This is a genomic window from Flavobacterium pectinovorum (assembly GCF_900142715.1).
Lineage (GTDB): Bacteria > Bacteroidota > Bacteroidia > Flavobacteriales > Flavobacteriaceae > Flavobacterium > Flavobacterium pectinovorum.
On the sequence record NZ_FRBX01000004.1, the window covers coordinates 221,049 to 235,645 of the forward strand.

Consider the following 14,597-nt stretch of genomic DNA (forward strand, 5'->3'; position numbering starts at 1 on the left):
AAACGAGTTTCTTTTCAACCAATCTAAAGGTTAAATTATAATTTATATGAAAAAGTTAATATACGTTCTTACATTATTTTTTATTTTACTAATGTCTTTTAATGCAAATGCTCAGGACATTATTAAGTCTAAAGATTTAAGTACTGTAAAAGTAGATTATTTGTCAGATGATGAAATAGGTAGAATAATTTCTCAATTAAAAAGCAATAGTGCGACAATTGATGATGTTGAATCAATGGCTTTGTCAAAAGGAATGAGCCAAAATGAATTCGATAAATTAAGAACTCGAGTGAAAGAATATGAGAAGAAAAATTCCAGCGACAAGGATAAAAAAGATAAGAATAAAAAAGACAAGGATAAAAAAGATAAGGATAAATTAAAGGATACAGATGAAGATTCAGAGTTTGGAAGAAAACAAGAAAAAATTAAAAATGAAAAAATAAAAGATTCCTTAAATGCTTTGATTTTTGGATCTGAATTATTTGATAATCCAACTTTAAGTTTTGAGCCAGATCTAAAAATGGCCACGCCAGTGAATTATGTTCTGGGACCAGGTGATAAATTAGAAGTTAGTGTCTATGGTGTTCAGCAATTTGATGATACTGTTCCTGTAAACTTTGAAGGTAAAATTACAATTCAAAATGTTGGTCAAATTGCAGTAGCAGGAATGTCAATTGAAGCTGCTACGCAAAAAATAAGAGCTGCAATTGCAAGAGTGTATAGTACCGTTAGATCTGGGCAGTCTCAAGTTAGTGTAAGTTTAAGTGATATCAGAACTATAAAAGTGACAATTGTTGGAGGGAAGCAACCTGGAAATTATTCTATTTCATCTCTTGCCTCGGTTTATAATGCATTGCATCTGGCAGGTGGGCCAGGTAAAAATGGTAGTTATAGAAATATAGAATTGATCAGAAATAACAAAGTTTATAAAAATGTTGATATTTATAAGTTTATAGTTAAAGGAGATCAATCGGAGAATGTAAATTTAAGAGATAATGATGTAATTAGAATTCCTGCCTACACTGAAAGGGTAGTCGTTGAGGGAGAAGTAAAAAGACCGGGAATTTTCGAGATGAAAAAAGGAGAAACATTTTCTGATTTACTAAATTTCGCTTCAGGATTTAATGAATTTGCTTACACAGCATCGGTAAATGTTTTGCAAAAAACAGGTAAAGAGTTTAAAGTACATGATATAAATGAAAGTGAATATAATTCTTATTTACCTAAATCAGGAGATGTCTTTAAAGTTACAAAAATCTTAAACCGATTTGAAAATCGTATTAAGATAGAAGGAGCAGTTTTTAGGCCAGATTATTATTCATATAGTGAAGGAATGAAAATTTCAGATCTTATTACAAGAGCTGAAGGGATTAAAGAAGATGCCTATACGAAACGAGCAAGAATTATTCGATTAAAAACAGATTTAACTACAGAAATTGTAAATGTTGATTTAAGCGCGGCCTTGTCAGGGGATTTAAATTCTGACATTGAGCTAAAAAGAGAAGATATTGTTACAGTTTATTCAATACTTGATTTTAGAGAAGAATATAAAATTACTATAGATGGAGAAGTAAAAAATCCTGGAGAATATGAATATTTTGATAATTTAACCTTAAACGACCTAGTCATACAAGTTGGGGGATTAACAGGTTCAGCTTCAAAAAGAGTTGAAATTGCAAGAATGGTAAAATCTGATGCAATTGACGACAGCGATCCAAAGCGTATCGAACTAGTAGAACTTGAAATCACAGCAGATAATAATGAACAAATTAAAAATTTTGTTTTAAAACCTTTCGATGTTATTAATATCAGAAGAATGGCCGTTTATGAAAAGCCCGAAATGGTTAAAGTTAGTGGGGCAGTAACTTATCCAGGTAAATATGTACTCGCTAATAAAAGGGAGACAGTTTACAATGTTGTTATGAGAGCTGGAGGATTAACATCAATTGCTAATTTAGATGGTATGAAAATTAAAAGACCAATTAAGGAAGAACAAATCGAGCAGTTAGAAAGTGTAAATCTTAATCTTGATAAAAAACAAATTGCAGAAGAAGGAAAAGACCTGAAAGAATCAAATTTAAAAGAAAAGGATACACTAAGTTCTAAATTATCCAAAAAGCTTAGGGATGAATTAAAATTTGCAACGATTCCTGTCAACTGGGAAAAAATTGTAAAAGATAAAAATCATTATTCGAATGTTACCTTATTTCCTGGTGATGAAATTGAAGTAGCCATATATAATGAAGGAGTAAAAGTAACAGGAAATGTATTACTAACTTCTGAAATCCCGTATAGAAATGGAAAAGGATTTAGATATTATATCGATGCTGTTGGAGGAGTTGATTATAAAGGCTGGAAGAAAAAAGCATATATTATTTATCCAAATGGAAAGGCTTCTGTGACCGGTTCCTTTTTATTTTTTAGATCATATCCAAAAGTTACTCCGGATTCTCAAATAGTAGTGCCGGAAAAACCAGAAATGAAAAAGATGAGTGCTGGAGAATGGGCCGGTATTGGGAGTGCTCTTGCGAGTATAGCTTTGTTAATTGTTACAGCTTTTAAATAAGAATTTTGATGGATAATATGCCTAGTCAAAACGATGAAATATCGTTGAAAGAGTTATTAATTAAATTAAAAGAATGGTATTCTTACCTTTTATCTCAATGGAAAATTATTTTTTTAGCCGGAATAATTGGAGCTGCTTTTGGATTAACTTATTCTTTTACAAAAAAGCCAATTTATACCGCAACATTATCATTTGCATTAGAAGATGAAAAATCTGGCGGAGGTGGTTTAGGAAGTGCCCTTGGGTTAGCTAGCTCTTTTGGTTTAGATTTAGGTGGAAGTGGAGGAGGAGTTTTTACAGGGTCAAATTTAACAGAGCTGTTTAAATCTAGATCTATGGTGGAGAAAACTTTGCTGTCTTCTGTTAATCTAAATGGGCAAAAAATATCTTTAGCAGAAATGTATATCGAAAATAATAAATGGAGGGAAAATTGGAATAAAAATCCTAAATTTTCAAACATAAAATTTTTGCCAAATACAGATCGCAAATATTTTACTAGAATTCACGATAGTATCTTGGGTGTAATATATAATAATTTATCTAATTCCGGATTAACTGTTGGTCAAAAAGATAAAAAAATATCAATTATTAATATTGATGTGTTATCAAGTAATGAGTTATTTGCAAAATATTTTTGTGAGGCTTTAGCAAAAGAAGTAGGTCAATTTTATATTGAAACAAAAAGTAAAAAAGCCAGAACGAATATGGCCGTTTTGGAACGTCAGGTTGATTCCATAAGAAGAGAATTAAATGGTTCTATAACTGGGGTGGCTGTTGCAAATGATAATACTTTTAATTTAAATCCAGCATTGAATATTCGGCGTGCTCCGTCTGCAAGAAGGCAAGTTGATGTTCAGGCTAATACTGCTATTTTAACAGAGTTAGTTAAACAATCTGAATTGGCTAAAGTTACATTACGTAGAGAGACTCCATTAATTCAGGTTATAGACAGACCAATTTTGCCTTTATTTAAAGAACGTTTTGGTAAGGCAAAAGGTATAATTTTTGGGGGGATTTTAGGTGGATTTCTAATAGTTTTCTTTTTGATTTTCAAAAGAATTTTTAATGAAATAATTAAATAGTTTTTTATAATAACAAATGAAAAATTATACTCTAAAAGTTCAAGACATTAGAAAAGAAGCTGATGATGCAGTTACTTTGTGTTTCAAGCAGCCAGGATTGAAGAAAATTAAATATTTAGCTGGTCAGTATTTAACACTTCAATTTAGAATCAATGGCAAAAGATACATCAGACCTTATTCATTTTCTTCGACACCCACAATTGATTCAACAATTGATGTAACAGTTAAAAGAGTGCCTGGAGGAATAGTTTCTAACTATATTAATGACAATGTAAAAGTTGAAGATGTTATTGAAGTACAAGAACCTTTAGGCGATTTTATTTTTGAATTAGATGAATCAATAAAGTCAGTCGTTTTTTGGGGTGTTGGTAGTGGAATCACACCTTTATTTTCAATGATTAAAGATTTATTAATAAATCAATCTGAAATTGATATTTATTTGGTTTATGGTAATAAATCTAATTCATCTGTAATCTTTAAAGATCAATTAGAGAAATTAAAAAGAAAGCATTCTGAACGATTTAAGATCTATAATTTTTATTCAAAAGAAGAATTCTTTGATGAAGATTCGCACAATTATCGTGGTAGAATTGACTCTAGTTTTGTAGAGAGGCTAGTAAAAAATATTAAATATCCTTCCAGCCATTATATATGTGGACCAGTCGGACTTAAAAATACAGTAAAACAATCATTAATAAAATTAGGAGAAAATATAAATAATGTTTTTTCTGAAGACTTTGAATTGGTTAAAAATCCTGAAGATTTTAAAGATATAAAAGATCAGGAAATTTATTTAAATTTTATAGGCATTGAAAGTAAATTATCAATAAAAAGTGGTAATTCTATTTTAGAAGAAGCGTTAGAAGCTGGTTTAGAATTACCTTACTCGTGTCAAACGGGGAATTGTAGTACTTGCAAGGGAATTCTTAAATCAGGGAAGTTAAAAATGATAGGGCTAGATAAACCAAGAACTGATTTAAGAGATAACGAATTCTTACTTTGTTGTAGTTACCCTTTGACTAATGATATTAGTATAGAAATATAAAAAAATATAATGAAAGTAGTAATTTTTGCAGGTGGTTTTGGTACTCGCCTTATGGAAGAAACAGAGGCTAGACCTAAGCCAATGGTAGAAATTGGCGGAAAGCCTATTTTGTGGCATATCCTTAAAATGTTTGAACAACATGGCTATAATGAATTTGTAATTTGTTTAGGATATAAAGCAACTTTTATTAAGGAATATTTTTATAATTATTATTTGCATAATTCTGATGTAACTATTGAATTAGCGAATAATAACATTAATGTTCACTACTCAGAAACAGAATCTTTTAAGGTAACATTGATAGATACAGGATTACATACAAATACTGCTGGTAGATTGAAGCGTATTCAAAAATATGTTAAAGATGAGACTTTCATGTTGACATATGGCGATGGAGTAGCAGATGTAGATTTGTCGGAATTAATTAAATTTCATAAATCTCATGGTAGGTTGGCTACTTTAACAAGTGTACAAGTACCTGGTCGTTTTGGTAATTTAGAAATTAACTCTATAGGAGAAGTAGATAGTTTTGTGGAAAAACCTGCAGGAGATGGCATGTGGATAAATGGTGGTTTTTTTGTTCTGGAGCCTGGTATATTTAAATACCTTGAAGGGGACGTTGAGCATATTCAATGGGAAAAAGAACCTTTAGGAGCAATAGCTCAAGATCAGCAACTAGCAGCTTATAAACACAATGGATTCTGGAAGTGTATGGATGCATTAAGGGATAGAGTTGAATTAGAAGCGATGTGGAGTTCAGGAAATGCAAAATGGAAGACATGGTAGATTCATTATTTCAAAAATTAAAAGAGACTTATAATGGAAAGAAAGTTTTTTTAACAGGCCATACCGGTTTTAAGGGATCATGGATGCTAAAAACTTTATCTCTATTAGGAGCCGATATTAAAGGATATGCTTTAGAACCAAATACAAAAGACGATTTGTTTTATTTAATAAATGGGAATTCTATTTGTGATTCAATCATAGCTGATTTAAGAGATAAGAGTCGGTTGGAGAAAGAAATTCTGGATTTTCAACCTGATTTTGTTTTTCATTTAGCTGCCCAACCTTTAGTTCGATTATCATATGATATTCCTGCCGAAACATTTGAAGTAAATGTAATTGGAACCGCTAATGTTTTAGATGCTGTTCGTTTATTGAATAATAAATGCGATGTGGTATTAATTACTACTGATAAAGTTTATCATAATAACGAATGGATTTATCCTTATCGTGAGAATGATAGATTGGGGGGATATGATCCTTACAGTGCTAGTAAGGCTTGTGCCGAATTATTAATAAATTCATATAGGAATTCTTTTTTCAATGATAAAACTTATGCCAATCATCAAAAAGCTTTGGCAGTTGCTAGGGCAGGTAATGTTATAGGTGGTGGAGATTGGTCAAAAGATCGTTTAATACCGGATATTGCAAGAGCATTTGCAATTAATAAACCAGTAATAATAAGAAACCCTAATTCTGTAAGGCCTTGGCAACATGTTTTAGAACCGGTTGTTGGTTATTTATTATTAGGAGATAATCTATCTAAAAAACCTCTTAAGTTTAACCAAGCTTATAATTTTGGACCAAATATGTCAGATGCTTTATCGGTGTATGAAATGCTTAAACTAGCAACTAAAAGCTGGGGAAAAGGAGAATTTCAATTAGAATATGATGAAAGCCAACCTCATGAAGCAGGATTGTTAATGCTAGATATTAGTAAAGCAGTTTCTGAATTAAAATGGCAACCCAAAATGACCGCAAGTAAAGCTGTTTGTATGACTATAGATTGGTACAAGGAGTTTGTTATAAATCGTTCAAAGATTCAACGATTTACAGAAATGCAAATAGAAGGTATTCTTAATGATTAGGAATGTTTTACTTACAGGAGGCACAGGTTTTTTAGGAAGCAATATTCTTAAAAGACTTATCAATGATAATTACTTTGTAATTGTTTTGATTAGAAAGAAGTCCGATTTGTATAGAATTAAAAACGTAGAAGGTTCTTTTGAATTATTCTGTATCGACGATAAATTAGAGAATTTGGTAGGTGTATTTGAAAAATATCAAATTGATACAATAGTCCATACTGCCACCGAATACGGAAGAAATTCTCTGGTGTCGAAGATTTTGGAAACTAATCTTATCTTTCCAATAAAATTAATTGAACATGGATTAAAAAGTGGTTTAAAATACTTTATTAATTCTGATACCTTCTTTGGTAAGAAATCATTTAATGGTTCATCGTATCTCAATGAGTATATTATTTCAAAAAAATATTTTTTAGATTATTTATTTAATTCTTCCGAAGAATTGAAAGTTGTGAATATGCGTCTAGAACATGTTTTTGGCGAAACCGATTCTGATAACAAATTTGTTCAGAACATCTTAAATAAATTGATTAATAATAAGAAAGAAATATTATTGACAGAAGGCTCTCAAAAAAGAGATTTTATTTATGTTCATGATGCAGTTGGAGCTTATTTGAAAGTAATTCAAAATATTGATAATATTGAAAATTATACAGAATTCGAAATCGGTACTGGAGAATCGATTTCTATCAATGATTTTGTACGGATTTTATTAGAGATGTTAGATTCTAAATCGGAGTTGAAGTTTGGTGCTTTACCAACTCGGGAAGGCGAAATTATGGATTCCTTTGCTGATGTAATCAAATTGAAAGCAATTGGTTGGGAATTGTCTTATAACTTAAAAACGGCTATTTCTAAAATGATTGAAATTGAGATAAATAGACCTAGATAATCATATAAATAGTATATAAAAAAAATATTTTTAATATGTTACAAAACTTAAAAGAAGCTTCTCTGTTAGATGGTTTAAGAGAAATCGCAAAGAAAAAATCTACACAAACTATTATAGCTGGAGAAAATTATATCCCAGTAACTGGAAAAGTACTTGATGAAGAAGATATTTTGATGGGAGTAGATGCAGCTCTTGATGGCTGGTTGACAGCTGGTCGTTTTGCTAATAAATTTGAAGCAGATTTTGCTGCTTATTTTGGTGCACACCGATCATTGTTAGTTAACTCAGGATCTTCAGCAAATTTGGTAGCATTTTATGCTCTAACTTCACCAAAATTAGGTGAAAGAGCCATCAAACCTGGTGATGAAGTTATTACTGTAGCAGCTGGTTTTCCTACAACAATAAATCCAATTATTCAGTTTGGAGCAATTCCGGTTTTTATTGATGTAGATATTGCAACGCACAATGTTAAAGCAGATATGCTTGAGGCAGCAGTAAGTCCCAAAACTAAAGCAATTATGATTGCTCACTCTTTAGGAAATCCTTTTGATCTTAATGAGGTAATGCGTGTGGCAAAAAAGTATAATCTTTGGGTTGTAGAAGACGATTGTGATTCTCTAGGAGCAACATACAATGGAAAGAAAACGGGAACTTTTGGTGACATATCAACTTTTTCATTTTATCCAGCACATCATATTACAATGGGTGAAGGAGGAGCAGTTTTAATTAATAATCCAATTTTATCAAAATTGGCTGAAAGCTTTCGTGATTGGGGTCGTGATTGTTATTGCGAACCTGGGAAAGATGATACTTGCGGATGTCGTTTTGGACAACAATTGGGAACATTACCATATGGGTATGATCATAAATATACCTATTCACATATTGGATTCAATCTTAAAGTGACTGATATGCAGGCTGCATTTGGCGTTTCTCAAATTAATAAAATAGATCAGTTTGTAGAGCGTCGTAAACAAAATTATGCTGCTTTATATGAAAGGATGAAAGAATTTGAAGAAGTTTTTATTCTTCCTGAACCAACTCCAAATTCAGAACCATCATGGTTTGGTTTTTTGTTAACACTTCGCGATGGTGATGCAAACGATCGTCATATGCTAGTGCAACATCTTGAAAAAAATAAAATTGGAACCCGTTTGCTATTTGGTGGAAATTTATTAAGACAACCAGCTTATGCTAATATAGATCATCGGGTTGTGGGTGATTTGATTAATACTGACATTATTATGAATCAATCATTTTGGCTAGGAGTATGGCCGGGATTAAACGAAAGTCATTATGATTATATTGCTGATGTAATTAGAGAGTATTTGAATTCATAGTTCTTTTAAGTTAAATCAACTGAACTTTAATTTGTTATTATTGCTGAAAGATTTAATTATTATAAAAACAAATTAAGGCAGAAAAGTATATAAATGAAAATATTATTAGTTTGTGAATCATCTCATATTAATGAGTCTGGAGGGAGAGTTGTTAGATATATTACAAAAATACTTAAAAGGGATGGTAATCAGATCAGATTAGTTGTTTTATCTGAAAAACGAGATGACTATGAATTAGGTGATTTTTATGTGAAAAATGATGTTGAATTTCTTCCAATAAGAAGAGGTTTAAGGAATAGAATGTTGAGATTGTTTTATAAGGATGAAGAAGCAAAATCATTTTGTAAAATACTTAGCAAGTTTTCTCCTGATGTAGTTCATTTTGCTTCTTTTGATCATACTAAACCTATACGTTTTATAGATGAGGCTAAAGATTTTGGTGCAAAAGTAGTGTTGCAACCTTGGACAATGCATTTTTATTGTTCGCAAGGTTTTGGCTTTAGAAATGGGGAACAATGTACATTATGTGCAAATGGTAATTATTTAAATGCTTTAACTAAAAAATGTGTTACAATTAAAGCTATACCAAGTTTAATTGAAAAGAGACTATCTCATAAAAGCGCATTAAATGCGGACCTCTTTTTATCTAGTAATGGTGAATTAGATAAAATTTTAACTAAATATGGTGTTGGAAAACAGCATATTTATAGATTTCCGATTGCATTTGATTATACTTTTTTAGAGCAACAATCTGAAAAAACAGATGGCTACTTTATTTTTTATGGGCAGGCAAATTCGCATAAAGGATTGAGTGTATTGTTAGATGTTTTTGAAAAATTACCAGAGCAAAAGCTTAAAATTTATCCAATGGCCTTATTGCCAGAAAATATTTCAAAACCTGAAAATGTTGAAATAATTAATGGAGTTAGTTGGACTAATGGATTAAGTGATGCTATTGTAAATTCTAAAGCTGTTTTAATGCCATCATTGTGGTCGACTTCTACAGAGTATGCACTTTGTGAGGCCCTGTTGATGAAAAAAGCAGTTGTTGTATTTAATGTTGGTGTTCATAAAGATATCTTTAAGGATAGATTTAACGCATTAGTAGTAGAACCGAATGATTTAGATTCATTTACTAAAGCAGTATTAGAATTAGATACAAATGAAGAATTACGGAAGAGTATAGCAGAAAACGGATATAACACATTGTTAGATATCAATAATCCTGATAAATTGTATTTGAAACTAATCAATTGTTATTCATTAAAAACAAAATAGCTTGAAAACATCTCAAACTTCTAAAACAAAAGCTTCAATAATAAACCTCTTTTTTAATTATGCAAATGCGTCTTTTGCTATTATAAATGGATTGATATTAGTTCCCTTATACTTAAGCTATTTTTCAGTTGCCACGTATGGATCTTTTTTGTCTTCTGGTAACATAGTTGGAATGTTAGGTTTGTTAGAGGGGGGGATGTCTTTTGTTTTGACTCAAAAATTATCAGGTTGTTATGCGAAAAAAGATTTTAACGAGTTTTCAAGAATTTTAGGTTCTGGTCTTTTTATATCAGTTTTCATTTTTGCCTTGTTAGTATCGATAGGTCTAATTCTTTTTCCATATATCTCTGATTGGGTAAAGGCGGAACCGAATGAATATAAAAATATTCAATATGCATTTCTTCTTTCTGCCGTTGGAGCTGGCTTAAATATATTATTCCATAATGTTTCTTCTGTATTTCAGTCATTGCTAAGAGTAAGTATAAGTGGTTTTGCAAATCTTATTTCAATTGTAGTTGGTATAGCCGTTACATTATTTGGATTAAGATTTGGATTAGGAGTAGTTGCAATTCCTTTAGGAGTATTTACTAGAGCATTTGTAGGTGTTTCTATATTAATTGCAGCATTGATAAGCGTTTTAAAAAAAGAAAAATTCCCCAAAATTCAAGTAGATAAAAATAACTGTACACTTTTGGTTAAGTCTGTATTGCCAATGTTTGGAGGAGGAGTAGCAAAATCATTAGTTACTAATAGCCAATTGTTGATAATTACAAATTTTATTAACCCTACTGCATCTGCGGTTTTTTTCATTACTGGCAGGATTTATCAAGTATGTGACTCTTTTTTAGCACCTGTAGGGTCTTCAATTTTTTCAAGCATTTCTCAAATTGTAGGAACTGGGAACAAAGAAGCAATAAAATTAAATATTGTTAAGATATTTTTTGTGTTCAATGTCTTTTCTGTTTTTATTTTATCATTAAGTTTTGTTTTTAATTCAAGTTTTGTTGCATTACTGTTGGGAGCCGATAAATATGGAGGGAATATCTTGTCACTATTTCTTTGTATTAATATGCTATTTTATACACGATTTAATTTTTTGAGTGTTAATTTATACGCTTTGGGTGTGTTTGGAAAAACGGTAATGTATGATGTAATTGGAGGTGTATTGCGTTTGATTATTATTTTTTGTTTAATCAATTATATTGGATATATAGCATTACCAATAGCTGAATTTTTATCTACGACATTTTTAATTGGTTATTTTTTAAATAAGCTATTAATAAATAAGATAGAACTAAAAGGAAAGGAAATATTAAATTTCGTTTTTTCTGGAAGTTTCTTTTTTTTAATCATTTTTTCTATGTCATTTATTATCCTTTATTTTTTACCAATAATTAATAATTGGATTTTATTTGTTATTTATTCGATATTGTTAGCTGTGATGAATAGTATAATGATTTTAATTTTTTCAAAAGAGGCCAGGGCAATGTTTTTTAATTCGATGATTTATTTGAAATTAGTTAAAAGGTAATCTTTTATTTAGTGGTAAAATTATAATTGATAGGAACAAAGTAATGGTTAAAAAAAAGCGTAATGAAGTATTAGATATTGCTAAAGGTATTGCAATTATACTGGTTGTTTTTGGGCATTGTATTCAATTTGGAAATGGATTAGAATTTTTGGAAAGAGGGACTTTTTTTGATGATTGGCTTTTTAAGATTATATATAGTTTTCATATGCCATTATTCATGATGGTTAGTGGTTATTTTTATTTTTTCACCTTAACGAAGAATTCATTTAAAGAATTGATAGTGAGTAGAATAAATAAAATTCTTGTTCCTATTTTTGTTTGGGGTGGATTGTTTACTGTAGTTACTATTATTGGTAAAGGGGGGGAATCTAATGTAATAAATGTGATAATAAGTTATGTGAAATATAGTATATTATCATTATGGTTTTTATGGGCAGTTTTTTGGTGTTCCTTGATAGTTTTGTTTGTTAATAGATTTTTTAAAGACAATATTTTTGTGTATATATTAGGTTTTATCGTGACTTTTGTGATTACGGACTCTTTAAATTTTTCTGTTTATAAATTTATGTATCCTTTTTTTGTAGGAGGGTATTTATATAGCAAAAACAAAGAAAAAATCGATAAGAAAATTTTGATTGTAAAAGTTGAACATTTACTTATTGGTCTTTTTGTATTGTACATCTTATTAATTTTTAATTTTGAAAGGAGTTCATTTATTTATACTAGTGGTTACACAATAATTGGAATAAATATGATAAATCAAATTTATATCAATTTGTTTAGATTATTTATTGGTCTTTTCGGTAGTGTTTTTATACTACTGTTGATTAATTTTTTAATAAAGAAATATGGATACAGGAAAGTTTATTTGATTTCCAAATTAGGAAAAGAATCTTTAGGGATATATATTATATCGGGATATTTAATCTTAATATTGTCTAGGTTTACTCCGGATCTAAAATTAAATTATTTAATAAACATAGTGGAAACTTTTGCAATTTTAGTATTATCTTATTTTTTTACAATTTTGCTGAGCCAATTTAATGTTACAAATAAATTCCTTTTTGGAGGAAGGTAAGAAATTTTAAAAAATGTGTAAAACTAAAAAATGGATGTAGTTGTGATTTTTAACGGTTTGGGCAACCAAATGTCTCAATATGCATTTTATTTACAAAAAAAGAAAATTGACAAATCAACACGGTTTTTGTTTGATAAACGTTCGCATTCTATTCATAATGGATATGAGTTAGAAAGCGTTTTTAATATAAAGTATTATGATACTTTAGTTAATTCTATTTTGTTTTTATTGTTTAAGACTTTGTGGGTAAAAAAGTATCCCTTCTTTACAAAGCCTATTTTAAAATTTCTTAATTTGATAGGGATTAGTTTAGTTGAGGAAAAAGAAAATTACGATTTTGACCAAATGCTTTTGAAACCTTCGCGAGGAATTCGTTTTCTATATGGTGGATGGCATTCAGAAAAATATTTCAGTTCTAACCGTGTAGAGGTTTTGGATGTTTTTAAACTTGAAGTTGAAGACGAAGATAATTTAGAAATTTTATATAAAATTAAGAATACAAACAGTATTTCCTTACATGTTAGGAGAGGAGATTATATGAAGGGAATTAATTTTGAAATGTATGGCTCTGTTTGTACAAAAGAGTATTTCGATGTGGCAATAAATAAGATTAACAATGTATTAATTGAGGCTCCTCATTTTTTTATTTTCTCAAATGATTTTAAATGGGTTGAAGAAAATTTTAAAATGGATCAATATACATTAGTAGCGTGCAACAAAGGTAACGACTCCTGGAAAGATATTTTCTTGATGAGTAATTGCAAACACCATATTAATTCAAACAGTACTTTTAGCTGGTGGGGAGCATGGTTGAATCAAAATTCAGATAAAATAGTAATTGCTCCTAAATACTTCGTAAATAATCTAGAAACCAAAGATTTTTACCCTCAAAGTTGGTTAAAAATAAGTGATTACTGATCAAGATATTTTGATACAGTTTCAGAATAAAATGAACTAAATCCCTTAGTTAAATTTTTTTGTAGTTCCATATCTTTCAAAACAAAAATTGATCTTGAAAATGAATATTTTTTTAAAAAAAACAAAAAATGCTCTAGCTTTATTCCGCATTAAACAATGGTCTAAAAATACATTCATTTTTTTGCCTCTATTTTTTGGACGTAAGCTAACTTTTTTGCCAGAGCTAATTAATACTTTTTTAGCATTTTTAGCATTTTCATTTGTTGCAAGCTCAATTTATTGCTTAAATGATCTACTAGATGTCGAAGATGATAAATTGCACCCAAAAAAATGTAAAAGACCAATTGCAAATGGATTAATAAGTGAGAATCTGGCCAGATTTTTAATTTTTTTATTATTTTTTGCCTCGGGATCTATTTTATTTTTTGCAAATCTTCCAATTCAAGTCGCATGTATAATATTACTATATTTTGTGATGAATATTGCTTATTGCCTAAAATTGAAACAAATTGCCATTGTTGATGTTATAATTATATCAATTGGTTTTGTCTTACGATTATTCGTTGGTGCTAGTGCTGGTAATGTAAAATTATCTCATTGGATTGTAATTATGACTTTTTTATTAGCTCTCTTTTTAGCTTTTGCAAAAAGAAGGGATGATTTTCAGATTTTTATTCGTTCAGGTGTAAAAGCCAGAAGTAATATTGCAAGATATAATTCTGAATATATTAATACTGTCCTATCTGTTATAATAGCAATTGTTTTAGTTTCATATATAATGTATACAGTTTCTCCAGAAGTTATTACTGCTTTTGGGAGCGATTATATTTACATTACCTCTATTTTTGTTGTCCTTGGTTTATTAAGATATTTACAAGTGACAATAGTTGATGAGAAAAGTGGGAGTCCTACTGATATTCTTTTTAATGATAGATTTATTCAACTATCAATTTTGGGCTGGATACTAACATTTGTCTATTTTTTATATTTATAGTG

At 29.7% G+C, this 14,597-nt stretch carries 12 protein-coding genes; all 12 read left to right on the forward strand.

Going from position 1 to position 14,597, the window contains the following annotated elements:
• Positions 1-46: 46 nt before the first annotated feature.
• The 12 genes from BUE22_RS14695 to BUE22_RS14750 all read left to right on the forward strand — a co-directional run bounded on the left by BUE22_RS14695 (position 47) and on the right by BUE22_RS14750 (position 14,595).
• Positions 47-2,566: an SLBB domain-containing protein gene (locus BUE22_RS14695; RefSeq protein ID WP_073395827.1), complete on the forward strand. Its 2,520-nt coding sequence runs from the start codon at positions 47-49 to the stop codon at positions 2,564-2,566.
• Positions 2,567-2,574: 8 nt separating this feature from the next.
• Positions 2,575-3,648, forward strand: a complete 1,074-nt coding sequence (locus BUE22_RS14700; protein ID WP_073395830.1) for a Wzz/FepE/Etk N-terminal domain-containing protein — start codon at positions 2,575-2,577, stop codon at positions 3,646-3,648.
• Between the two features lie 16 nt (positions 3,649-3,664).
• On the forward strand, positions 3,665-4,693 hold the full coding sequence (locus BUE22_RS14705) for a ferredoxin--NADP reductase (protein ID WP_073395834.1): 1,029 nt from the start codon (positions 3,665-3,667) through the stop codon (positions 4,691-4,693).
• Positions 4,694-4,702: 9 nt separating this feature from the next.
• On the forward strand, positions 4,703-5,479 hold the full coding sequence (gene rfbF / locus BUE22_RS14710) for a glucose-1-phosphate cytidylyltransferase (protein WP_073395837.1): 777 nt from the start codon (positions 4,703-4,705) through the stop codon (positions 5,477-5,479).
• Entirely contained in the window at positions 5,473-6,564 is a 1,092-nt protein-coding gene (gene rfbG, locus BUE22_RS14715; RefSeq protein WP_073396707.1) for a CDP-glucose 4,6-dehydratase, read from the forward strand. The genes rfbF and rfbG overlap by 7 nt, the downstream gene beginning before the upstream one ends.
• A complete protein-coding gene (locus BUE22_RS14720) occupies positions 6,557-7,456 on the forward strand; it encodes an NAD-dependent epimerase/dehydratase family protein (RefSeq protein ID WP_073395840.1) in 900 nt (299 codons plus the stop codon). The genes rfbG and BUE22_RS14720 overlap by 8 nt, the downstream gene beginning before the upstream one ends.
• 35 nt (positions 7,457-7,491) lie before the next feature.
• Positions 7,492-8,796 (forward strand): lipopolysaccharide biosynthesis protein RfbH, encoded by a 1,305-nt coding sequence (gene rfbH / locus BUE22_RS14725; protein ID WP_073395843.1) that lies wholly within the window; start codon positions 7,492-7,494, stop codon positions 8,794-8,796.
• A 93-nt stretch (positions 8,797-8,889) separates the two neighbouring features.
• Positions 8,890-10,074, forward strand: coding sequence for a glycosyltransferase family 4 protein (locus BUE22_RS14730; protein ID WP_073395846.1), 1,185 nt, complete (start codon positions 8,890-8,892; stop codon positions 10,072-10,074).
• Position 10,075: 1 nt separating this feature from the next.
• Positions 10,076-11,605 (forward strand): lipopolysaccharide biosynthesis protein, encoded by a 1,530-nt coding sequence (locus BUE22_RS14735; protein ID WP_073395848.1) that lies wholly within the window; start codon positions 10,076-10,078, stop codon positions 11,603-11,605.
• A 43-nt stretch (positions 11,606-11,648) separates the two neighbouring features.
• Positions 11,649-12,683, forward strand: a complete 1,035-nt coding sequence (locus tag BUE22_RS14740; protein WP_073395851.1) for an acyltransferase family protein — start codon at positions 11,649-11,651, stop codon at positions 12,681-12,683.
• A gap of 30 nt (positions 12,684-12,713) precedes the next feature.
• A complete protein-coding gene (locus BUE22_RS14745; RefSeq protein ID WP_073395854.1) occupies positions 12,714-13,601 on the forward strand; it encodes an alpha-1,2-fucosyltransferase in 888 nt (295 codons plus the stop codon).
• A gap of 100 nt (positions 13,602-13,701) precedes the next feature.
• Entirely contained in the window at positions 13,702-14,595 is an 894-nt protein-coding gene (locus BUE22_RS14750) for a UbiA prenyltransferase family protein (protein WP_073395857.1), read from the forward strand.
• Positions 14,596-14,597 lie beyond the last annotated feature (2 nt).

Excerpts from the sequence above, each read along its gene's own strand:
- rfbG (WP_073396707.1), top strand. The coding sequence starts at position 5,473 with ATGGTAGATTCATTATTTCAAAAATTAAAAGAGACTTATAATGGAAAG.
- rfbH (WP_073395843.1), top strand. The coding sequence starts at position 7,492 with ATGTTACAAAACTTAAAAGAAGCTTCTCTGTTAGATGGTTTAAGAGAA.
- BUE22_RS14750 (WP_073395857.1), top strand. The coding sequence starts at position 13,702 with ATGAATATTTTTTTAAAAAAAACAAAAAATGCTCTAGCTTTATTCCGC.
- BUE22_RS14695 (WP_073395827.1), top strand. The coding sequence starts at position 47 with ATGAAAAAGTTAATATACGTTCTTACATTATTTTTTATTTTACTAATG.
- BUE22_RS14730 (WP_073395846.1), top strand. The coding sequence starts at position 8,890 with ATGAAAATATTATTAGTTTGTGAATCATCTCATATTAATGAGTCTGGA.
- rfbF (WP_073395837.1), top strand. The coding sequence starts at position 4,703 with ATGAAAGTAGTAATTTTTGCAGGTGGTTTTGGTACTCGCCTTATGGAA.
- BUE22_RS14720 (WP_073395840.1), top strand. The coding sequence starts at position 6,557 with ATGATTAGGAATGTTTTACTTACAGGAGGCACAGGTTTTTTAGGAAGC.
- BUE22_RS14745 (WP_073395854.1), top strand. The coding sequence starts at position 12,714 with ATGGATGTAGTTGTGATTTTTAACGGTTTGGGCAACCAAATGTCTCAA.
- BUE22_RS14705 (WP_073395834.1), top strand. The coding sequence starts at position 3,665 with ATGAAAAATTATACTCTAAAAGTTCAAGACATTAGAAAAGAAGCTGAT.
- BUE22_RS14700 (WP_073395830.1), top strand. The coding sequence starts at position 2,575 with ATGGATAATATGCCTAGTCAAAACGATGAAATATCGTTGAAAGAGTTA.
- BUE22_RS14740 (WP_073395851.1), top strand. The coding sequence starts at position 11,649 with ATGGTTAAAAAAAAGCGTAATGAAGTATTAGATATTGCTAAAGGTATT.